Annotated in this window: 20 protein-coding genes; 15 read left to right on the forward strand and 5 right to left on the reverse strand. The window is 57.5% G+C overall.

Features of this window, described 5'->3' with window-relative positions:
- The first annotated feature begins 68 nt into the window (after positions 1-68).
- From ACR0BD_RS16505 to ACR0BD_RS16520, 4 genes are all read left to right on the forward strand, one after another.
- Positions 69-1,418: a mechanosensitive ion channel family protein gene (locus ACR0BD_RS16505; protein WP_480832039.1), complete on the forward strand. Its 1,350-nt coding sequence runs from the start codon at positions 69-71 to the stop codon at positions 1,416-1,418.
- A gap of 164 nt (positions 1,419-1,582) precedes the next feature.
- Positions 1,583-1,942, forward strand: coding sequence for a ribosome silencing factor (rsfS, locus tag ACR0BD_RS16510; RefSeq protein ID WP_480698334.1), 360 nt, complete (start codon positions 1,583-1,585; stop codon positions 1,940-1,942).
- 44 nt (positions 1,943-1,986) lie between these two features.
- Positions 1,987-2,457, forward strand: coding sequence for a 23S rRNA (pseudouridine(1915)-N(3))-methyltransferase RlmH (gene rlmH, locus ACR0BD_RS16515; RefSeq protein ID WP_480698332.1), 471 nt, complete (start codon positions 1,987-1,989; stop codon positions 2,455-2,457).
- 1 nt (position 2,458) lies between these two features.
- Positions 2,459-2,944: a flavodoxin family protein gene (locus ACR0BD_RS16520; protein ID WP_480832041.1), complete on the forward strand. Its 486-nt coding sequence runs from the start codon at positions 2,459-2,461 to the stop codon at positions 2,942-2,944.
- 2 nt (positions 2,945-2,946) lie between these two features.
- Here ACR0BD_RS16520 and ACR0BD_RS16525 read toward each other — a convergent pair whose 3' ends face one another.
- Together ACR0BD_RS16525 and ACR0BD_RS16530 are read right to left on the reverse strand one after the other, a co-directional pair.
- A complete protein-coding gene (locus ACR0BD_RS16525) occupies positions 2,947-3,294 on the reverse strand; it encodes a hypothetical protein (RefSeq protein ID WP_480832043.1) in 348 nt (115 codons plus the stop codon).
- Between the two features lie 35 nt (positions 3,295-3,329).
- Positions 3,330-4,028, reverse strand: coding sequence for a DUF599 domain-containing protein (locus tag ACR0BD_RS16530; RefSeq protein WP_480832045.1), 699 nt, complete (start codon positions 4,026-4,028; stop codon positions 3,330-3,332).
- A gap of 82 nt (positions 4,029-4,110) precedes the next feature.
- On the opposite strand from ACR0BD_RS16530, the gene ACR0BD_RS16535 reads away from it, so the two are divergent.
- The 6 genes from ACR0BD_RS16535 (at position 4,111) to ACR0BD_RS16560 (ending at position 10,319) form a co-directional block, all read left to right on the forward strand.
- Complete coding sequence (locus ACR0BD_RS16535; RefSeq protein WP_480832047.1) at positions 4,111-5,559, forward strand: FAD-linked oxidase C-terminal domain-containing protein; 1,449 nt, start codon at positions 4,111-4,113, stop codon at positions 5,557-5,559.
- Between the two features lie 25 nt (positions 5,560-5,584).
- Positions 5,585-6,685, forward strand: coding sequence for an FAD-binding protein (locus ACR0BD_RS16540; protein WP_480832049.1), 1,101 nt, complete (start codon positions 5,585-5,587; stop codon positions 6,683-6,685).
- A gap of 4 nt (positions 6,686-6,689) precedes the next feature.
- Positions 6,690-8,012 (forward strand): glycolate oxidase subunit GlcF, encoded by a 1,323-nt coding sequence (gene glcF, locus ACR0BD_RS16545; protein ID WP_480832051.1) that lies wholly within the window; start codon positions 6,690-6,692, stop codon positions 8,010-8,012.
- 116 nt (positions 8,013-8,128) lie between these two features.
- On the forward strand, positions 8,129-8,920 hold the full coding sequence (locus ACR0BD_RS16550; protein ID WP_480698318.1) for a trypsin-like serine peptidase: 792 nt from the start codon (positions 8,129-8,131) through the stop codon (positions 8,918-8,920).
- The gene (locus ACR0BD_RS16555) at positions 8,917-9,729 is read left to right on the forward strand and encodes a trypsin-like serine peptidase (protein ID WP_480698316.1); all 813 of its coding nucleotides are present in this window, start codon (positions 8,917-8,919) and stop codon (positions 9,727-9,729) included. The genes ACR0BD_RS16550 and ACR0BD_RS16555 overlap by 4 nt, the downstream gene beginning before the upstream one ends.
- A gap of 122 nt (positions 9,730-9,851) precedes the next feature.
- On the forward strand, positions 9,852-10,319 hold the full coding sequence (locus ACR0BD_RS16560; protein ID WP_480698314.1) for an Hsp20 family protein: 468 nt from the start codon (positions 9,852-9,854) through the stop codon (positions 10,317-10,319).
- 161 nt (positions 10,320-10,480) lie between these two features.
- Here ACR0BD_RS16560 and ACR0BD_RS16565 read toward each other — a convergent pair whose 3' ends face one another.
- The 3 genes from ACR0BD_RS16565 to ACR0BD_RS16575 form a co-directional block, all read right to left on the reverse strand.
- Positions 10,481-11,017: a DUF4274 domain-containing protein gene (locus tag ACR0BD_RS16565; protein ID WP_480832053.1), complete on the reverse strand. Its 537-nt coding sequence runs from the start codon at positions 11,015-11,017 to the stop codon at positions 10,481-10,483.
- A 204-nt stretch (positions 11,018-11,221) separates the two neighbouring features.
- Positions 11,222-13,405 carry an esterase-like activity of phytase family protein gene (locus tag ACR0BD_RS16570; protein WP_480832055.1) on the reverse strand — a complete coding sequence of 728 codons (2,184 nt, stop codon included), beginning with the start codon at positions 13,403-13,405 and terminating at the stop codon, positions 11,222-11,224.
- 127 nt (positions 13,406-13,532) lie between these two features.
- Positions 13,533-15,008 (reverse strand): NAD-dependent succinate-semialdehyde dehydrogenase, encoded by a 1,476-nt coding sequence (locus ACR0BD_RS16575; protein ID WP_480832057.1) that lies wholly within the window; start codon positions 15,006-15,008, stop codon positions 13,533-13,535.
- A gap of 248 nt (positions 15,009-15,256) precedes the next feature.
- On the opposite strand from ACR0BD_RS16575, the gene ACR0BD_RS16580 reads away from it, so the two are divergent.
- The 5 genes from ACR0BD_RS16580 (at position 15,257) to ACR0BD_RS16600 (ending at position 20,161) form a co-directional block, all read left to right on the forward strand.
- Entirely contained in the window at positions 15,257-16,336 is a 1,080-nt protein-coding gene (locus ACR0BD_RS16580; RefSeq protein WP_480832059.1) for a hypothetical protein, read from the forward strand.
- 20 nt (positions 16,337-16,356) lie between these two features.
- A complete protein-coding gene (locus ACR0BD_RS16585) occupies positions 16,357-16,644 on the forward strand; it encodes a hypothetical protein (protein ID WP_480832062.1) in 288 nt (95 codons plus the stop codon).
- Entirely contained in the window at positions 16,641-17,759 is a 1,119-nt protein-coding gene (locus ACR0BD_RS16590) for a hypothetical protein (protein WP_480832064.1), read from the forward strand. Before ACR0BD_RS16585 ends, ACR0BD_RS16590 begins: the two co-directional genes overlap by 4 nt.
- A gap of 22 nt (positions 17,760-17,781) precedes the next feature.
- The gene (locus ACR0BD_RS16595) at positions 17,782-19,713 is read left to right on the forward strand and encodes an AAA family ATPase (protein ID WP_480832066.1); all 1,932 of its coding nucleotides are present in this window, start codon (positions 17,782-17,784) and stop codon (positions 19,711-19,713) included.
- 154 nt (positions 19,714-19,867) lie between these two features.
- The gene (locus ACR0BD_RS16600; RefSeq protein WP_480832068.1) at positions 19,868-20,161 is read left to right on the forward strand and encodes a hypothetical protein; all 294 of its coding nucleotides are present in this window, start codon (positions 19,868-19,870) and stop codon (positions 20,159-20,161) included.
- Positions 20,162-20,464 lie beyond the last annotated feature (303 nt).

The following is a 20,464-nucleotide window of genomic DNA, read 5'->3' on the forward strand; positions in this document are numbered from 1 at the left end:
CCGGGCGCAGGCAGGTTGCGCTTGCATCGAACGCGCGCGCTGTCCAAGCTGAACGTCAGGAGACGTGTATGAACCAAGACCTTATCCCGGAAACGATCTCAGAGCTTTACGCCAATATGACGGCGGCTTTTTCATCGCAATTTGAGAACTTTGTCGAATTAGTCGTAACACCGGGATGGCGGCAATATCAGCTTGTGATCATCGTATTGATCTGGGCGCTGGCGTATTTCCTGAACGTCTTCACTCAAAACCGGTGGGACGCATGGGCGCGTGCACGGACGGGCTGGCCCAAATGGCGCCTGCGCGTTCTGGTGCAGCTGATGCAGCGGCTGACGCTGGTGTATTTCGTGGCTTTGTCTTGGTCGCTGTATCTGGTCATGCAGCATGTGACGTGGCCGTCGCGAAGCTATATCATCGGTGTTGTTGCGACTTTGGCGGCTGCTTGGCTGGCCATTGCGTTGGTGGCGCGCCTTGTGCGCAACCGAACACTCAGGCGGATATTCAAGTGGGCTATGTGGGTCTATGCAACGCTTGTTGCCTTGAATCTGACGGATGACGTTGCCGGTTTCCTGGATGGCGTAGCCATTTCGATTGGTGATCTTCATATCTCGGCACTTGGGATAATGCAGGCCGTTCTTCTGATCGGTATCTTGCTGACTCTGGCCCGTGTCGGCACACGCGCGGCCGAGCGTGGTTTGATGCGCAACGACGATATCACTCCGTCGATGCAGGTGCTTTTGGCCAAGGGCATACAGGTGCTGCTGTATGGAGCGGTGTTTCTGGCCGCGATCCGTACACTTGGCTTTGACCTTACAGGTATCGCGCTTTTGTCCGGTGCGATTGGCGTAGGCATCGGGTTCGGGCTGCAAAAAGTTGTGTCCAACCTGATCTCGGGCATCATTATTCTGATGGACCGGTCGATCAAACCGGGCGATGTGATCTCACTGGGGGATACGTTTGGTTGGATCAATGCGCTGGGCGCGCGCTATGTCTCGGTTGTCACACGGGACGGACGGGAATACCTGATCCCCAACGAAGACCTGATCACCAATCAGGTGGTGAACTGGTCGCATTCTGACAAATTCGTGCGGCTGGATCTGAATTTTGGCACCAGCTACGGCGATGACCCGCACAAGGTGCGGGCGACGGCCATTCGCGCCGTCAAATCCGTGACCCGTGTCCTCAGCGGCGGATCGCATGAACCCGTGTGTCACATCATCGGGTTTGGCGACAGTAGTGTGGACTATGTACTGCGGTTCTGGATCAGCGACCCGACAAAAGGGCTGACCAATATCCGCGGCAATGTCTATCTGGCCCTTTGGGACGCGTTCAAAGCCGATGACATTTCGCTGCCCTTCCCGCAGCGCGAGGTTCGCCTGCTGTCCGACGCAGACTCGCAACAGATCGCCGAAGAGTGAGCAGCCGTTGCCCCCATTGCGTGCCGGTTCATTGAAATGTTGCAATCCGCTTGTTACCTTATTAGTACCCCGGCGCCGGGATTGATTGGCGCGCAGCAAAGGAGGACTATGTCCTGTCTCTACATACCCAGGCGGGGTTGCCCGCCGATGACGGGGCCAGCGTGATGGCCCACTCTCAGTCAATCAGCGATAAGCTGCTTGAACGTATCCTTTCCTCACTTTCCGATGACAAGGCCGAAGAGGTTGTGCAGATCAATCTGCAGGGCAAATCTTCGGTTGCGGACCACATGGTGATTGCCTCGGGTCGGTCGACCCGTCAGGTCTCGGCTATGGCGGAAAAGCTGACGGATCGCATCAAGCAGGAATTCGGTTTCACCTCGAAGGTCGAAGGTAAGGATGCCGGCGACTGGGTGTTGATCGATACGGGCGACGTGATCGTCCATATCTTCCGCCCCGAAGTGCGTGAATTCTACCAGCTGGAAAAGATGTGGCTGCCTGCGGGCGGCAGCGCCTCAGCCAACTGAGGCGCCATCCCGGCCTGCACTAACGGGCCGGAGGCGAGAGAGATATGCGTATCAGCATAGTTGCGGTCGGGCGATTGCGCGCCGGACCCGAGAAGACCCTGCTTGACGATTACCTGACCCGATTTGACCGGACCGGCCGCGCGCTGGGCCTTGGTCCCGCGCGGGTGATTGAGGTTGAAGACAAGAAAAACGCAGGCATGGCGGCTGAGGCCACGCTGCTGCGCAAAGCGCTGCCCAAGGGCGCAGTGATCTGTACGCTGGATGAACGGGGGCGGGTGATGTCCTCGCCTGATTTCGCCAAAAAGCTGGGCGGATGGCGCGATGCCGGGCGGCAGGATTTGGCGCTGATCATCGGCGGGGCGGATGGAATAGACCCTAATCTGCGGTCGGAGGCGGATTTTTCCATCTCTTTCGGGTCGATGGTCTGGCCCCACATGCTGGTCCGTGTGATGCTGGCCGAGCAACTTTACCGGGCCGCAACCATCCTGTCGGGCGGCCCTTATCACCGGGTCTGACATGGCGCAGCTTTTGATCGTTTACCATTCGCGCACCGGCGGGGCCCGCCAGATGGCCGAAGCTGCAGCGGCGGCCGCGCGAGATGAGACAGAGGTCATCCTGAAAACTGCCGATCAGGCCGGACCCGAAGATATGCTGCAGGCCGACGGGTACATTTTTTGTGCGCCCGAGAATCTGGCAGCTATTTCGGGTCTAATGAAAGAGTTTTTCGACCGCAGCTACTATCCGGTTTTGGGTCGCATCGAAGGCCGCCCCTATGCGCAGATGGTCTGTGCCGGGTCCGACGGCGAAAACGCCGCCCGCCAGATGGCCCGCATCGCAACGGGTTGGCGGCTGAAAGAGGTGCAGCCACCGCTAATCCTGTGTACACATGCGCAGACACTCGAAGCCATTCTGGCCGAAAAAACCATTCCTGCCGACCAATTGGAGAAATGCCGCGAACTTGGCTTAGCATTGGCAGCGGGTTTGGAAATGGGTGTGTTCTGAGGTCAGTTAAGCTGAACCACATAAGTTTCTTCGGCCCAGCCATCTGCGTTGGTGCGCGCCTGAACTTGCACTTGGCTTGTCCCAGCGGGTATTGCGACGCCGCTTAGAGATCGTGTGAAAGGCTGCTCATTCTCGTGCGGGTGGTGCAGTACGCGCATCCCAAGCTCATTTCCATCCATATCCAGAACGCGCCACCCATCGGCATAGTCGTCCCAGCCCGTTTCAGGATGCGAGACAGTCACATCGAATCTCCAGGTCTTACCGCTTGGTTTGGCGGTTACCTTTTCGATGACGGGATCATCGGCGAGGGCGGGTGTGGCCAACAGGGCCGTCAGAACAAGATATCTCATGGTTTGAACCTAACCTTTTGCGTGTGGGCTGGTGATCACGATCCGGTGTTCAGAAGTACGGTGCGCGAATGTGACGCGAATTCGCGCCGGTATAGCATCGCAAGTGTAATCAGCGTGCCCAATATCAGTGCAATGGGTCCCAAAATCCATGCTACGGCGGCCAGTGCGAAATAGGTCGCGCGCAGTCCCCGGTTAAAGCTTCGTGCAGCGGTCACGCAAATCTCGGCGGCCTGCGCGGCCCGGGGATACGCAGCGGGATCCTCTGGTTCGTTCGGAACGGCGGCCATGAGCACGGCGCAATACCCGAACAAGCGATGCGCCCAGACGTATTTCAGGAATGCATTTGCCAAAAACAGTAGGATAATCAAAATCTTGACCTCCCACACCAGCGCGGGTGCGGTGCCCAGAGCAAGGTCTTGCGCCAAACCGGCCAGCCGCTCGGTATTGCCCAGCAAGGCCAACCCGCCCCCGATGGCAATCATCGTGGTCGACGCAAAGAATGTGCTGCCTTGCCGCATGGTGCCAACGACCTGCGCATCGAACATGCGCGGCTGGCGCGTCACCATTTCCTTCATCCAGTCGCGGCGGTAGTCATCCATGATCATGCCCACGGATGGTTTTTGCGGTGCAGGGTTTTCGATCCGCCAGCCGATCCACAGCCATGCCGCGATCAGCAGGCCGATGCCAACGAAATCTATGGGGGAGAACGGCAAAGATTGATCAATCCACGACATGAAAGTGACCCTATGATGTGACGGGAGAACTTGCCAGATCGGAAAATTGGTAATATTATTTTACCAAACCGGAGGACCAGCCATGGAAATGCCAAAGCCAAACCCCGATATTTTAAATCGCAAGGCTGCGGTTCTACGCCGTTTGTTACAGGTCCTGCCCGAGGACGCCGTCATCCATGACCCGGCCGAGACCCGCGCTTATGAGTGCGATGCGCTAACGGCTTATCGCTGTCCTCCGATGCTGGCTGTATTGCCCGCAACCACGCAAGAAGTCTCGGACGTTCTGCGGATCTGCAACGAAGAGGGTGTGCCGGTCGTTCCACGTGGGTCCGGTACATCGCTTGCGGGTGGCGCTCTGCCTACGGCTGACTGTGTCATTCTGGGCATCGCGCGCATGAACGAGGTGCTCGAAGTCGACTATGACAACCGTTTCATTCGCGTGCAGACCGGGCGAACAAATCTGAGTGTGACCGGTGCCGTGGAAGAAGATGACTTTTTCTACGCTCCCGACCCGTCATCGCAGCTGGCTTGCGCGATTGCAGGCAATATCGCGATGAACTCGGGCGGGGCGCATTGTCTTAAATATGGCGTAACCACCAATAACCTGATGGGTGTGACCATGGTTATGATGGACGGCAGCGTGGTCGAGATCGGGGGTGCGCATCTGGACGCGGGTGGTTTGGATCTGTTGGGTGTTGTCTGCGGATCCGAAGGCCAGTTGGGCGTAGTGACCGAGGCAACCTTGCGCATCCTGCGAAAACCCGAAGGCGCGCGGCCTGTTCTGATGGGGTTTGATGACAACGAAGTTGCGGGCCAATGCGTTTCGGACATTATCAAATCGGGTATTCTACCTGTCGCGATCGAGTTCATGGACACGCTCTGTATCAAGGCGTGTGAGAACTTTGCCCAGGCAGGATACCCGGATTGCCATGCGCTGCTGATCGTTGAGGTCGAGGGGTCCGAAGCCGAGATCGACTATCAGTTGTCGAAAATCATCGAAATCGCCAAACGCCATAACCCGGTTGAATTGCGTGAAAGTCAGTCAGCCGAGGAAAGCGCCAAGATATGGCTGGGTCGCAAATCGGCTTTCGGCGCGATGGGACAGATGAATGATTATATGTGCCTGGATGGAACGATCCCGGTTTCGTCGCTGCCCGAAGTGCTGCGCCGCATCGGTGAAATGAGCGAGGAATATGGGCTGCCTGTTGGTAATGTATTCCATGCAGGTGACGGCAATATGCACCCTCTGATCCTGTTCGACGCAAACAAACCGGGCGATCTGGAAAAGTGTGAGGCGTTCGGCGCGGACATCCTGAAGCTTTGTGTGGATGTCGGTGGCTGTTTGACCGGTGAGCACGGCGTCGGGATCGAAAAGCGGGATCTGATGACCCATCAATACGCGCCCGCCGACCTAGAAGCGCAAATGGCCGTCAAAGATGTCTTTGATCCCAAATGGTTACTGAACCCCGCCAAAGTGTTCCCATTGAGTGCGTCGCAGACACGTCGCGAAACGCCTCTTGCGGCGGAATAATCGGCTCTAACAAAGAAGAATTGTGATGAAACCTGAAAGTGAAGCCGAACTGGCCGACTTGGTGGCCGGGCTGGAACAGCCGGTGCGTATTGCAGGGGGCGGGACACGCGGGATCAATGGCCCTGAGGCCGTGATCGAAACCGGTGGTCTGAGTGGTATTTCCCTTTATGAACCCGGCGCGCTGACGATTGTTGCCCAGGCAGGTACCCCTTTGGCCGAAATTGAGGCCGCGCTGGAGGCCGAAGGGCAGCAACTGCCCTTTGAACCGATGGATCATCGGGGCTTGCTGGGTACAAATGGTGTGCCGACCATCGGCGGTGTTGTGGCTGCCAATATCTCGGGGCCGCGGCGTATCCAGGCCGGGGCTTGCAGGGATTTCCTGCTGGGTGTGCGCTATGTTGACGGTGCAGGGCAGGTGATCAAAAATGGCGGGCGGGTGATGAAGAACGTCACTGGCTACGACCTCGTCAAGCTGATGGCGGGATCATGGGGTACCCTTGGAATACTGACAGAGCTGTCTCTAAAGGTACTGCCCAAGCCCGAAGCAACATCGACACTGGCTGTTCAGGTTTCTGACGTAGCATCGGCAATACAAACCTTGTCCGCCGCGCTGAAATCCCCGTTTGAGGTAAGCGGGGCGGCCTTCGCCCCGTCAGAGGGACATGCTCTGCTGCGTGTCGAAGGTTTCACAGACTCGGTCGCATATCGTGTCGAGCAATTGAAATCCGTTCTCTCAGGGTTCGGAGATATCAGCCTGCTTGAGAACCCGACGGAACACTGGCGCGCAATCCGCGATGCGTCTGCCTTGCATGGCCAAGATGGCGATGTTTGGCGCATTTCGGTCAAACCCTCGGATGCCCCCACCCTAGCTGCCCAGTTAGAAGCCGAGCAGACGCTGTTCGACTGGGGCGGTGGTCTGGTCTGGGCTCGGGTGCCAGAGGGAACGGATCTGCGACAGAAAATGGGCGCTTTGGACGGGCACGCAACCTTGGTGCGTGCATCAACTGAGACGATCAAGACACTGGGAAGGTTCCAACCTGAACCTGGTAATATTTCGGCTCTAACAAACGGAATAAGACAGAAATTCGACCCACGCGGTTTGCTCAATCCAGGGCTCATGGGGTAGGCGCATGCAAACGACGTTCACCGAAAAACAGCTTGCTGATCCGGCCACCCAACGGTCAAACGAAATCCTGCGCAACTGCGTGCATTGCGGGTTCTGTACGGCGACCTGCCCGACGTATCAGGTGCTCGGCGACGAGCTGGATAGCCCACGCGGGCGTATCTATCTGATCAAGGATATGCTCGAGAATGAGCGGGTTCCGGATGAAAAGACAGTTAAGCATATCGACCGGTGTCTGTCGTGCTTGGCATGCATGACCACGTGCCCGTCCGGTGTGCACTACATGCATTTGGTCGATCACGCCCGTGAGTATATCGAGCAGAACTACAAACGACCTTTCACGGATCGCGTGCTTCGATGGGTATTGGCCCAAATTCTACCCTATCCAATGCGATTTCGCTGGGCGCTGATCGGTGCCAAGCTGGGCCGTCCGTTCCGGTTTCTGATGCCAGATGCCAGATTGAAGGCCATGCTGGATATGGCCCCGCGGCATATCCCTCCGGTCAGTCGGAATGACGATCCTCAGAGTTTCGCCCCGACCGGACAGCGCAAGAAGCGCGTCGCGCTGATGACCGGATGTGCGCAGAAGGCGTTGAACACGGATATCAACGACGCAACCATCCGTCTGCTGACCCGTCTGGGGTGTGAGGTGGTGGTGGCCGAAGGTGCCGGGTGTTGCGGTGCCTTGACCCACCACATGGGAAAATCCGACGCAAGCCACAAGGCGGCTGCCGCCAATATCCGGTCCTGGACCGCTGAGATGGACGGGCAGGGTCTGGATGCGATCGTCATCAATACTTCGGGGTGCGGAACGACGGTCAAAGACTATGGTCACATGTTCCGCAATGATGCGCTGGCCGAGGACGCCGCGCGTGTTTCTGCGTTGGCGGTGGATGTCAGTGAATTGCTTGTGCAGCTGGATGTGCCGGAAGGCGATGATAAGGACATGACGGTCGCATACCATGCAGCCTGTTCGCTTCAGCATGGTCAAAAAATCAAGACATATCCGAAGGATCTGCTGAAACGGGCTGGGTTCAAAGTTGTCGAGCCCGCGGACAGTCACCTGTGTTGTGGCAGTGCTGGTACGTATAACCTGATGCAGCCAGAGATTTCAGGACAGCTTAAGAACCGCAAGGTTCGCACGCTTATGGCCAGTAACCCGGATGTTATTGCCGCAGGTAATATCGGGTGTATGATGCAAATCGGGTCGGCTACCGAAGTCCCGATTCTGCATACGGTCGAACTGTTGGATTGGGCGACCGGAGGCCCGTTACCGCGCGCCATGCAGCAGGACCGCAGGCCGGACCGTGAGGTGCCGATCTTAAGGTAGGCTTCTGATGCTGCGATACCGCAGTTGCTTAAAGAAACCGACCGCCAAGCAAGCGCCCTATTTTCGCCCCATGCGGCGCGTAGGAGGATACGTCTAAAGCAACGTCGGAGAACCGCTTGCGACACTGGATTAAGGCACTGACACTGGCGCTTTTGCCAATGACGGCGATGGCGCAGGACTCCAGGCTGAAAAGTCTGGATACGACCGATGCCGGTCGGGCTTGGATGGCAGTTGGTCGACTGGATATCGGTGGCGCAGGGTTTTGCACTGGCACTTTGATCTCGCCGACCCTTGTTCTGACGGCTGCGCATTGTCTGTTTGATAAAGTGACTGGCAAGCAGGTGGATTTGTCCACAGTCGAGTTTCTGGCGGCGTGGCGACTTGGACGTGCGTCCGCCTATCGGCCCGCGCGCAGGGCCGTGATACACCCCGAGTACAAGTACGGCGAAGATGACTCGTCGGCGCGTATCGGCAGTGACATCGCTCTGGTCGAGCTTTGGCAGCCTATTCGCAACACAACAGTTATTCCCTTTGAGACCGGCACCCGCCCCGCACGCGGAGAAGAAGTGGGCGTGGTCTCTTACGCGCAGGACCGCGCCGAAGCCCCGGCTCTGCAAGAGGTGTGCTCGGTCATGACCCGCAGGTCAGACGTCCTGGTCATGTCCTGCGACGTCGAGTTCGGGTCTTCTGGCGCGCCGGTCTTTTCCTTTGAGGGCGAGCGCCCCCGCATCGTGTCCGTCGTGGCCGCCAAGGCCGAGTTCAATGGGCAGCGCGTCGCTGTAGGTACGGCGGTTGATGAGTCAGTGACCCTTCTTCAACGCGAGCTATCCGCCGGGCGCGGGTTGATAGCCACAACCCCACAGGGCGCTGCGACCAACAATGTCGGTGCGCGGTTTATCAAGCCATGATCCGTTTAGTGATAGCCACCCTTTGCCTTGTAGGCCTTGCATCCGCATCCCTTGCGCAGAACTCGAAACGCAAGCTGACCAACCGACAGGATCTCTATGGCTGGGAGGCGGTCGGACGTCTGGACATCGGAAACCGGTCTTTTTGCACGGGAACCCTGATCGCGCCGGATCTGGTTTTGACGGCAGCGCATTGCGCGGTCGACCGTGCCACTGGAATTCCGTATGCGCCCGGGCACGTGACCTTTCGGGCCGGGCTGATCAAAGGAAAGGCTGTGGCTGATCGCCGGGTCGTCCAAATCGCGGTCCACCCCGATTACACCAACGACCCGAACCTTTCCCCGGCCACGGTTCGCGCTGATGTCGCGCTGATGCGCCTAGAACAATCAATCCCGAACACGGTGGCGTATCCGTTTGCGCTGTACAGTGGGCGCGTGACAAATGATGAGGTCAGCATCGCATCCTACGGGCGCGGCCGATCCGAGGCGATCACGCGCGAGCGGTCCTGCCAGATCCTCGAGCGTCGGCAAGGCTTGATCACCTTCAACTGTGACATCACGTTTGGGTCGTCGGGGTCGGCGTTGCTGGCCCGAAAAGGCACCCGGTGGCAGATTTTGTCTGTTGTTTCGGCCCTTGGAACAGATGGCCAAAGAAAAGTCGGCTATGGCATGGAGTTGGCGGGGATCGTATCGGAACTCAAGGCCGACATACGCAACGCAGCACCCAAGCCAAAGGCGTCTATTCGCCGATTGCAGGTTGGATCAGACAAGTCCAGCTCGGGCGCGAAATTCATCAGCTCTGGCGGGGGTTGAACTCAACCAAAACATTCCCATCTGATTTGTATCGGGTCGCCACAAACGGGGCCTGACCAATCAACCCGCCCGTCCGTTCGGAGGGCACAATCGTTCATCGCTCTGACATGAGGATACGACACATGCGTAGTTTTGATTTTGCACCGCTGCACCGCGCCACTATTGGTTTTGACCAGATCGCCGACATGATGGACCGCGTTCTGACCAACGATGTCGCGCAGCCCAGCTATCCCCCTTACAACATTGAGAAAACCGATGCCGATACCTATCGTATTTCGGTCGCTGTCGCCGGTTTCTCCGAGGCGGATCTTTCCGTCGAAGTGAAAGAGAATTCACTGGTCGTCGCTGGCAAGAAAGCCGACGAAGACAAAGGGCGCAGCTACCTGCACCGCGGTATTGCCACCCGCGCGTTCGAGCGTCGTTTCGCCCTTGCCGACCACGTCCGCGTGACCGGCGCCAGCCACGAGAACGGCATGCTGAACATCGACCTAAAGCGCGAGGTCCCCGAGGCCCTGAAACCGCGCCGGATCGAGATCTCTTCGGCCAACGCCATCGAGAAAGACGTGGTTGACGCCAAGGCCGTGAACTAAGGCCTGAGATAAATCGCGATAGTCCCGCCTCTCAGGACGATCGCAGACTGCACGCCCCGCGTTCCTCCAGACGCGGGGCGTTGTTTTTGTATTCCGGGGATGTTCGTTATGCGGAGATCTGAGGTTTGTTGGAATTTTTATGATCTCCGCTTTAAGGATCCTCATTCTGTGAGTTCGATGCCATTCGTCCTTAACCAATGGTCGAAGGCGACTACTATCTTTCCATCTTGAGATTCGAACTCTGACTGTGCGTCGCGAGAACCTGAGTATTGAGCTACGTCCAAAATTGGAGTGTCGGCATATAACCCACTCTCCATGTGCATGCGCACCTTTTCTAGCAGTAAATTATAATTTTGGGGTGTGTGAAGGAAATCACCCGACTTGTACCGCTTCCAGTTCTTTAGAATGATCGAACACAAGTGACTTTCGTTCTTTGCAAGTTCTGCATTCCCAAGCCAGTGCCCCATACCCTCGATATCAAATACGCGAGCGGCGGTTCCTTTGTCGCAGTTCTCCTGCTGCAGAACCCAAGACAGAACTATATCCTCATAGTCATAGTTCCATGTCATGACGACACGATGCCACGTATCGGGCGTCTGCTGGGATAACCAATCAATGGTTTTTTCAGGCTGCCCAGCCTCTAAGACCACGTAGTTTGGATCTTCCCAGTACTTAAAAAGTGCGTCCATCTTTTTCATGTTTTCAACTGTTCCTGTCTCACATTAGACTTCACCGTCCCTCAAGCTTCGCCAATAAAAATGCGTTTTTGGACAATTGTATGGCAGGCTTTTTCTAAGCCGAAAACGGCTGAAGGATGCGGTCAACATAGGCACAAAGCAGGAGCTACAATGCAAAGACCCCGCACACTTACGTGCGGGGTCCGCCAAGGTTTAGAAAGTGGTTTAATTCCCGGCTGAAACCGATCCGATCGACCAGAACATCGTCTCGCCCGAGGCATCGTCGACGCCGTCATTGTCGGTCATCACGAACGCCTCGCCCGAAGGCAGGATGGCCAGACCTTCGATCTTGTCCAGAACGTAGCCTCCGGTCGAGGTCAGGTCAGGCAACAGGTCGCGCACCTCTTCCTTGCTGACCACGGGCAGGTCGCCGCCCAGAGGGGCCGGGGTCATTTCGGACAGCGGGATGCGGTAGATTTTCTTGGTCACCGCGCGGTGGTCGTGCTGGTTGTCGCGTTCAATAACATAGACATGGTCACCGAAAGCCACGATTTCCGACAGGCCGACCCAGCCTGTGTCCGGGTCTGCTTTGGGATAGTGCACTGCACCCCATTCCTTGGTTTCAAGGTTGTAGGCTACCAGTTTCACGTGGTTTTCAGGGTCGTCCTTCCATTCGCGCTGAACGGCCATCCATAGGGTGTCGCCGACCTTGGTGATACCTTCAAAGCCAAAGCGTTTCTCGACCGCCATCAACTCGGCAGGCAGGCCGATCTCGCCTTTGCGGTTCTTGATCTTGCCCTCGGCGGAGACATGGTAGATCGCGTGTGGGATAACACGGTCGGTACGGCCCTCGGAGGCGACGTAGAAGCCACCCTTGCCGTCCAGCGTGATGCCCTCAAGGTCCAGCTTTTGCGCCGGGTTGCCGTCCTGACGGTGGATGCGGATCACGTCCACGATGCGGGCGGGCTGCTGGCTGGGGTCGATCTTGAAGATCGAGGGCTGGAAGCCATAAAAGCTGTCATTGACCGCGTAGATCATACCGTCCTCGTCTGCCACCAGACCGGACAGAGCGCCCCATCCGATCAGCTCATCCGCGCCTTCCGACGTCAGATGCGGGTAGGCGGCGGGGGCCTCTTGATATTCAAAGATCGAAACATGCGCGCGCGGGCCGCCATCTTCGATCAGGTCTTTTTCGTTGGCCGAGATCAGCAGGTTCCGCTCGGGGATCGCTACATAGCCTTCTGGGCCGACGCCTGAGGGTAGCAGTTGTTTCAGAACCGGGTTCGCCGGGTCGGTGGCGTCGTATACACCCACGACCGAGGCACGCTCGGCACCCACAAAGATCATCGGTGTGCCGCCGAAGGTGGCTGCGGTCACGCTTTCGGGCTCAACCCCTTTGCTGTCCGAGCGTTTGTCGGGGTAGTGGCCGATCTGGATGATGGCTTTCTCGAAATCGGTGCCGTTCTCGTAAACAACGGTGCCGTCTTTGTGGAAGATCGTCCAACCTCGCGAGCCACCTTCATAGTCGCCTTCGTTGGCGGTGGCAAAGTGGTTGTCGTCGATCCATTTCACCGCGTCAGGCTCGCGCAGGCGGCCCGGCTGGCTTTCGCTGAAGATCAGCGCGCCGCGCTCATCCGTGGCATCGATGCCCTCCAGATCCACGCTACCTGCCGAGAAATGGCTGATGACGGTGCCGTCTTTGGCAACAACCGCGATGTGGTTGTTTTCCTGCAGGGTAACGACGGTCTCACCAAGGCTGTTGATATCCACGAACTCCGGCTCGGGGTCGGTCGGAGCAACCTCGGCCAAGCCGGTTAGTGAGGCCATCTTCATGCCGGAACAATCCAGCGCACCGTCTTTCAGCGGTACCAGTGCCAGCTCACCTGCGGGCAGTTGCGGGATAATGCCGTCGTTCAGGTCTTCGTCGCGCTCATTCTCGATCGCTACGGCGACAAAGCTGGCATCAGGGGCGATGGCGACGCTGTCGGGCTGACCGCCCAGATCACAGGCACCGGTCTGTGTCTTGCCCGCGATATCGACGGAGATCAGCTTACCCGATGGGGCAGTATAGCTTTCCGAGGTGTTCACGCCAACAAAAGCGGTCGCGCCAACGATCCCAACGGATGTCGGTTCACCACCCACCTCCATCGCTCCCAGAGGCGCGGGTTTTGCGGGGTCGGTGATGTCGATCATGCCAATCACACCCAGCGGGCTGTCGGTGTAAACCAGCGTCATGCCATCTGCGGTAGCCGCGATGATCTCGGGCGAGGTCTCACGGTTGGTATCCGCGCCCTCGGCCATGTTCTTGACGACGGGGAAGGATGCAATTCGGTTGAAATTCATCTCTGCCATGGCCTGACCAGCTGTCAGGGCAAGGGCAGATGTCAGGCAGACAAAGCGCAATGACATCGGGTTCTATCCTCTCTCAGTTGGATGAAAGGGGGATGACCGCGGGTCATTGCAGGGATGTGACAGTTTGTTTGCAGTTTTGTGACAAACCAAAAGGTCCCGGTTTTTAAACCGGGACCAAAACGGATCAGACCGAGAGACAGACGTATTTCATCTCAAGATAGTCTTCCATTCCGTGGTGGCTGCCTTCGCGCCCGAGGCCGGATTGCTTAACGCCACCAAACGGTCCCAGCTCGGATGAGATAATGCCTGTGTTCACGCCGACGATGCCATATTCCAGCGCCTCGGCCACTTTGTAGACGCGGCTGAGATCCTTGGCGTAGAAATAGGAGGCGAGACCAAAGATCGTGTCATTAGCCATGGCGATCACGTCGTCTTCGTCCTCAAACTTGAAGAGCGGCGCAAGCGGACCAAAGGTTTCTTCCTGCGCGACTTTCATGTCTTGGGTGACGCCTGTTACGATGGTGGGCTGAAAGAACGTGCCGCCCAGATCATGGGGCAATCCACCGGTCAGAACGGACCCGCCCTTGGCTGTTGCGTCCTCAATGTGGTCCTGAACCTTGGCAACCGCCTTGGCATTGATCAGCGGGCCGGTTGTGACCCCGTCAGACAACCCATCACCGACCGAAAGCGCCTCGGTCGCGGCTTTCAGTTTTGCTGCGAAAGCATCGTAAACCCCCGCCTGAACATAGATGCGGTTTGCACAGACGCAGGTCTGACCGTTGTTGCGGAATTTGCACATCATTGCGCCTTCGACCGCGGCATCCAGATCGGCATCGTCGAACACGATGAACGGGGCATTGCCCCCCAGCTCCATCGAGCATTTCATGACCTGATCTGCCGCTTGTCGCAGCAGGATGCGACCAACCTGAGTTGACCCAGTGAAAGTCAGTTTGCGAACGCCGGGGTTTTCGCAGAATTCTTTGCCGATTTCGCTGGCATTCAAGGATGGCAGGACGTTGAAAACACCGGCCGGGATGCCCGCCTGATCGGCCAGAACAGCCAGTGCCAGTGCAGACAGCGGTGTTTCCTCGGACGGGCGGGCCACGAAGGCACATCCGGCAGCCAGCGCTGGTGCGGCCTTGCGGGTAATCATTGCGTTGGGAAAATTCCAAGGCGTGATCGAAGCAGCCACGCCGATCGGCTGCTTCAGGACTATGATCCGTTTGTCCCGCTGATGGCCCGGAATCGTCTCACCATAGACGCGCTTGGCCTCTTCGCCGAAGAACTCGATAAACGAGGCGCCATAGCCGATCTCTCCAATCGCCTCGGCCAGCGGTTTGCCCTGTTCTGCGGTCAGGATCTTGCCCAGGTCCTCGGCGTTTTCCATCATCAGATCAAACCAGCGGCGCAGGATCGCTGCACGTTCCTTGCCGGTCAGCTTGGCCCATTCTTTCTGCGCCGCTTCGGCCTGCGCAATCGCACCGGCAACCTGGGCGCGGCTCAGGTCTGCCACTTCGGCGACCACGTCACCGCGTGCCGGGTTGGTGACGGCAAAGGTGCCATTCTCACCCTCGACCCATTGCCCGCCGATATAGGCATTGGTCACCAGCAGGTCCGGGTTCTTGAGAATGGATTTCAGGTCGGTCGTTGCGTCCAGCATGGGTCAGGCTCCGGCAGGAATTGTATCTCGCGCACACAAACAGGTGGGGTGTGGAATGTCTATGTCCACTGTTCGCAGCAGATCAATCCAGATTTGATCATAAGCCACAACTTTGACGGGCAGATCGCGCCTATCTTTTTCAAGCAGAGTTTGCCACAGTTCTGGGGAATTTTGGGCTTCAGGGGATGTAAATACTCGTAACATTCCCTATGTTATTGGGTAATTGAATAAAAAAGGGGATAGTGCAGATGTCGAACCATCAATTTGACGCCTTGATTGAAGAAACGCAGACCAAAGTCCGCGAAAGCCAGTCGCAGATCGAAAGCCTGACCTCGCGGATTGACGCGGCACGAGCCAAGATCGGCACGGCCGAGGCGGATATCGACATCGAAAACGCCACGCTTGAGGACGTGCATGCCCATACCGAGGTGATGAACGCCAATATCGCCGAACTCATCATGGGTCTGGACGACGTCACCAACGCGTTTTCCAAGGATTTCGACGAGATGCGCTCGAAAACCGGGTGGGAGTCGTTTGTTGGAATCTTCGCCAAGGGCAAATCCGAGTCGATGCGGCAGGAACGCATGCGTACCGCCAATATCGATGACAAGCTGCAGGATCTGATCGCCAAATCCGACGTGATCGTGAAACTGTTGGAAGGGCAGCTGTCCGTGCTGGAAGAACAGCGCGTCAAGGTCGAGGAAAACCTGACCGGCACGCTGGACGACCGTGAGGCGACAGTGGCCGAATTGGAAGCCCTGCGCACTGAAATACAGGGCATGGATCCGACGATCATCACACTGGAAAACAAGATCAGCGTCGAACAGGACGCCGCCGCGCGTACCCAGTTAGAGACTGAATTGGCCGAACTGAACAAGCAATACAACGCCAAGGTTCAGGAAGAACAGGTCAAGCTGGCCAAATCGCAAACGCTGGAGCGCTATATCGAAAAGGGCAAGACCTGGGTCGATTCCCTACAGAACCAGGCGGCGACGCAGATGGTGCTGATCAACAAGCTGCAGACAGACACGCAACAACGCGTGGTGCTGTATGACGCCCTGACCAAATCGCTGAAAACCGCGCAGCAGCAGGACGTGGCCCACCGCATCAACGAGATCGGCGTGCAGACAGACCAAGAAGCGCAGACGGCAATGGCCGCCATCGGCACCGCGACCAATCAGAAAATGGCCGACATGCTTGAGGCGCATGAGGACCACATGGTCTTTGCCCGTGACGTGCTGGAGAAAAAGACCAAAGCGGATGAACGCTTTGCGCGGCGGTTTGCCTCGATTGTCGAGAAGCATGATAAGAACTTGTATGGCGGATAAGCAAAGGCTGGTTGCGACGAATGCCATTTTTCTTAGAGCAAGACAAAAGCAAGACATGGGTCGAACGAAACGGTGAGCTTGTTTGGGGTGCCATCGGGCTCGTTTTTCTCATCTTTTTTCTGACGATGATGGTGAATGGTTTCTACCTATTGTGCGGCGCTGGTGCTCTTGGTGCTATTTGGTCGACCTATCGGTTGGAGATGTTTCGCAGATCGCAGGGAATTAATAGCTTACCAACCAACGTCCATGGCGATGGAGGGCAGTCGCCCGGTCCGGATTTTGGTGGCTTTGGTGGTGGTGGTGCATGACTGACCCCACTAAAGATCATGTGGGACTAACCGACACCTTCGCCTCGCGCCGCTATTTCCGCAAATTCGAGGTGATCACCGTCCACCTTCTCCGCGTGGCCGCGACGATGGAGGCTGAGGGCGCGATCAGCAAGCAAGAGGTGCGGATCGTGTCGCGGTACCTGTCGGGGTTGCTCTACACGTTCCGGGCGCTTAGCATGAAATACCTGCTGGTCGGGCGCGATACGGGGCGGTTCTTTGGCAGCCTTGCCATGGACAAGCGCGACAGCGGGTTTCCGGTGGCGGCTGAATTGCTGACCATGGCTAATGATGCGCAGCAGGCGCAGGTGCATCTGGAGAATATGCCCTCGGTCGATGACCTGAAGACCGACATGGTGCGCACGATCATCGGGGATCAGGAAATCCCCACCAAGCTGCAATTCGCGCTGTCCCAACGGCTCTATTACGAGGAATTGCTGAAAGGGCAACTGTTCTGGGCCCGCAACGATCCCGAATGTCATTGGATCGGCAACGAAGGGGAAAGGCGCAAATTCCTGATCCACTGGGCGGTCTATGACAGCCAGATCAACCTGCCGGTCATCTACCTGATGCAGTTGGAGGATAGCGGCAAAACTGCCCTGCCCAAAGACCAGCGCCGCTGGCCCGCCGTGCAGGCACATCTTATGGCGCAGTCCTTGGGCGGGTTAAAGCTGGTGACGATTGCCAAGGGGTTCGATCAGGACTTCGACGACCTGCACCCGAAGCATTTGCGCCGCATCCATGTGGGGCCGATGTATTCCTCGGCCTACACTGAGCAATCCGGCCCGCTGCGGCAGGTGTTGGGCGACGCACAGGCACCGGTGGGGCAGGACTGGGCCTTGGCCTGGACCCTGGAGGAGCTAGAAAGCGAAGACGTGACCCAGGAACGTGCCGGGTGGTTTTCAACTGTCGACCGCGAGATATTCGCGTTGGACCCGTTCGGAGGACAAGGGGCCGAGACGGGGGCAACCCGGACCCAAAGGTCGATCATTCTGCCCCAACGCCCGTTTCAGGTTTTGGCCGAGCGCAACCCTCCGGGGTTCGCCGACGTGCGCAAGTTTGTGGTCAGCAAAACCGGGCAGGTTTTGAGGTATTGAGCAAAACAAAGGCGATTTTGAAATGAGTTTGACGTCAGACCAAATGGAATTGCGCGAAGACGATATTCGCAAGCACTATCCCGCTGCGACCGTCTTGCTGAACGGGTTCGAGCACGCGCCAAGGATTGCGAAACCGGTTGAAGCAGCGGTCGAGCGTTCACCCGGGGTATCGACGGGGCGGCGGTTTCGCTCGACAACGCCGGGCTTGGTGACACGTCGCACGGCACGCGCTGATGGGGTGCATCTGGTTGATCGGATTGAGGCATCGGACGAGGGGGATACGCTGGTTTCACCGTCGCAGGCGGTCACCCAGCAAGCCGTGCGTCGCGCGATTTCCATCGCCTTTGCTGTTGCCGAGGCTTATGCCGAGCAAACTCCGCTGGCCGACCTGAAACGGGCCAATCTGGCCGGAGATCTGCCAGCCGCGCGCAAGACCGAGTTCTCGGAACTGCTGACGGCTGAGGCTTTGATCACGTTGCATACATTCGGCAACGCATTGGCCTATTTGATGTCCTCGCATTTGGGCGAGACCACCGTCGATATCGGCGAAATCGAGGAGGTTCTGACCGACAATGGCCAACTTGCGCTGCACGGCGCGCTTTGGGAGCTTGACCAGATGCTGGCCAAACACGCGCCCGACGACACGCATCTGATCGCAGCCACCAGCGCCTATGCCGAGCAGTTGATGGACAAGACCGCCCTACGCGCGCAGTCCGCCGGTCGTCTGGTCCCGTTCCAGAATGCCGCCTGGCATATCGAGGCCGACGATCTGACGATCCGGGGGTTTGAACCGGCCTCAAAGGCGAAATCCACCACCCTGACGATGACGTTCAAGAAACCGAATGAGGTGGTGGGCAACCATATCGCCAAGTACCAGGCCATGAAGCTGGCCAAGATGCTGATGGCGTATGATTTCGACCGTCGTCTGAATCCGTTTGCCGAGCTTGGCGGGTTCATTTTTACCTTTATGGGCGACGGCAAACCGGGCACGGGCAAGACGACCCTGATCCAGATGATGGCGGGGCTGATCAACGACTATTGCCAAAACGCGGGCTACCCGTTCCGCTATCAGAACCTGAGCACTGAAAATATCGACAGCTATCAGGGCAAGTCTGGCCAGAACGCCAAGGCGTTTATTAATACGATCATCGACCCCTCGGTGATCGGCTTTGGCACCATCGACGATATAGACCAACTGGCGGGCAAGCGCGGCGACCGGCAGTCCAGCGCTGGGCAGTTGGAAATCACCGCCGTGCTGATGGAAAGCTTTGCCGGTGCCAACACCGTCGTGCGCGGCAACTGCACCTTTGGCATGTTCTCGAATTACCCCGAGAATGTGGACGACGCCCTGCGCCAACGGGCTGGCGCGCGGTTTCTGGTGGACGGGCCGCAAACGCGCGAGGATTACATCGACATCCTGCACCTGCTGATGGGCCGCAACCACGACATCCCGCTGGGCGAACACGAAGCCTATGCCGCGCAGGAGATCAAGAAGGCCGTCGCCGCCAGTTTCGAAAGCCACTCCCGCCCACATGAGGACGCGCTGCTGCAGGTCTATGACCGGGTGTCCGGTGAGATCGGGCAGATGGACACGATTGCCAAGCTTGGCACCTACCTCAAGGCGATCCAGCAGGCGGACGAGCGGTTTACGGGCCGCGCGATCAAGAACATCACCGACGCGGTCAAGGTCCGCGCGATGGACTTCGAACTGCCGGATGAGTGGATGGAGAACCCCGACCTGTTCCTGTTCCGCGACTACGACACAAAGAAGGCCATGATCGAGGACCTGCGCCAGCCGATCACGGTGGAGATGGTGATGCAAGAGATCAACCGCTACGCCGACAGCGAATTCCGCTATGCCGACAAGAGCGACGAGGTCGCCATCGAGGATGCCGTGCGTGAGATGGGCCGGATGGAAGAGGCCAAGCGACGGTATCTGGAGGGCAAGGGGTGACGGTTGCTCTGGTCTTGCAAACAAACTGTTTAGATCAGTTAGCTGAAATGCCTTCACGTTTTCTTGGTCGGTCGTTGTTACCGCATGTGATCACGCAGACTTTGAGCGTCAGAGCGCACACCGATGCGCTCTGTCAGTCAAAGGAGGCAACGACATGACATTAACACTCGCAATCACTGGTTTGGCCCTTGTTTTGGGTCTGATTCTGCCCTTGCGTTGGGGTGTATTCGGATTTTTGGCCGCCGTGGCGGTACTGTTTTTCACTCAGTTCGGCGTGAACGCAGGCAGCGGGTTCGAGGGGACCTCGTGGGAAGAGTCACTGATCCTTTTTGAAGGCAGCGTGGTGTCTTATATCGGGTTCAACCTGCAGATTACTGCGCGGGCGTTTGCGTTGCCGTTATTTATTCTGGCGGTTGTAGTTGTTGGTCGGTTCAGGAGGGCGCTGTAGATGAAGTGTTGCAGACGACAAAAACCAAAGGTTGGAAAATGACTCTATTCGGGTTTCTTGTTGGGCTGTGTATCTTATTTGTTTGCTTTGTCGCGCCTCGCTTTGTCTCAAAGAAGACAGGGCGCGCGTGGACGGGGGTGAAACGTTTCCTACTCGGAAGTGTTTTCGTGTTCGCCAGTTTATCTGTGCTTCAGGTTTTGTTTGATGCAATTAGCTTACGTCCTCTAGTTCCTGGCGACATAGTTATCTTATTCTTAGGGACTGCGATTTACTGGGCTCCCCTGCTACTTGTCCGAAACATAC

This window comes from Ruegeria sp. G5, from assembly GCF_056533365.1.

Bases quoted from the DNA above. Each gene is read 5' to 3' on its own strand.
- ACR0BD_RS16505 (WP_480832039.1), top strand. From the start codon at position 69: ATGAACCAAGACCTTATCCCGGAAACGATCTCAGAGCTTTACGCCAAT.
- rsfS (WP_480698334.1), top strand. From the start codon at position 1,583: ATGGCCCACTCTCAGTCAATCAGCGATAAGCTGCTTGAACGTATCCTT.
- rlmH (WP_480698332.1), top strand. From the start codon at position 1,987: ATGCGTATCAGCATAGTTGCGGTCGGGCGATTGCGCGCCGGACCCGAG.
- ACR0BD_RS16520 (WP_480832041.1), top strand. From the start codon at position 2,459: ATGGCGCAGCTTTTGATCGTTTACCATTCGCGCACCGGCGGGGCCCGC.
- ACR0BD_RS16525 (WP_480832043.1), bottom strand. From the start codon at position 3,294: ATGAGATATCTTGTTCTGACGGCCCTGTTGGCCACACCCGCCCTCGCC.
- ACR0BD_RS16530 (WP_480832045.1), bottom strand. From the start codon at position 4,028: ATGTCGTGGATTGATCAATCTTTGCCGTTCTCCCCCATAGATTTCGTT.
- ACR0BD_RS16535 (WP_480832047.1), top strand. From the start codon at position 4,111: ATGGAAATGCCAAAGCCAAACCCCGATATTTTAAATCGCAAGGCTGCG.
- ACR0BD_RS16540 (WP_480832049.1), top strand. From the start codon at position 5,585: ATGAAACCTGAAAGTGAAGCCGAACTGGCCGACTTGGTGGCCGGGCTG.
- glcF (WP_480832051.1), top strand. From the start codon at position 6,690: ATGCAAACGACGTTCACCGAAAAACAGCTTGCTGATCCGGCCACCCAA.
- ACR0BD_RS16555 (WP_480698316.1), top strand. From the start codon at position 8,917: ATGATCCGTTTAGTGATAGCCACCCTTTGCCTTGTAGGCCTTGCATCC.
- ACR0BD_RS16560 (WP_480698314.1), top strand. From the start codon at position 9,852: ATGCGTAGTTTTGATTTTGCACCGCTGCACCGCGCCACTATTGGTTTT.
- ACR0BD_RS16565 (WP_480832053.1), bottom strand. From the start codon at position 11,017: ATGAAAAAGATGGACGCACTTTTTAAGTACTGGGAAGATCCAAACTAC.
- ACR0BD_RS16570 (WP_480832055.1), bottom strand. From the start codon at position 13,405: ATGTCATTGCGCTTTGTCTGCCTGACATCTGCCCTTGCCCTGACAGCT.
- ACR0BD_RS16575 (WP_480832057.1), bottom strand. From the start codon at position 15,008: ATGCTGGACGCAACGACCGACCTGAAATCCATTCTCAAGAACCCGGAC.
- ACR0BD_RS16580 (WP_480832059.1), top strand. From the start codon at position 15,257: ATGTCGAACCATCAATTTGACGCCTTGATTGAAGAAACGCAGACCAAA.
- ACR0BD_RS16585 (WP_480832062.1), top strand. From the start codon at position 16,357: ATGCCATTTTTCTTAGAGCAAGACAAAAGCAAGACATGGGTCGAACGA.
- ACR0BD_RS16590 (WP_480832064.1), top strand. From the start codon at position 16,641: ATGACTGACCCCACTAAAGATCATGTGGGACTAACCGACACCTTCGCC.
- ACR0BD_RS16595 (WP_480832066.1), top strand. From the start codon at position 17,782: ATGAGTTTGACGTCAGACCAAATGGAATTGCGCGAAGACGATATTCGC.
- ACR0BD_RS16600 (WP_480832068.1), top strand. From the start codon at position 19,868: ATGACATTAACACTCGCAATCACTGGTTTGGCCCTTGTTTTGGGTCTG.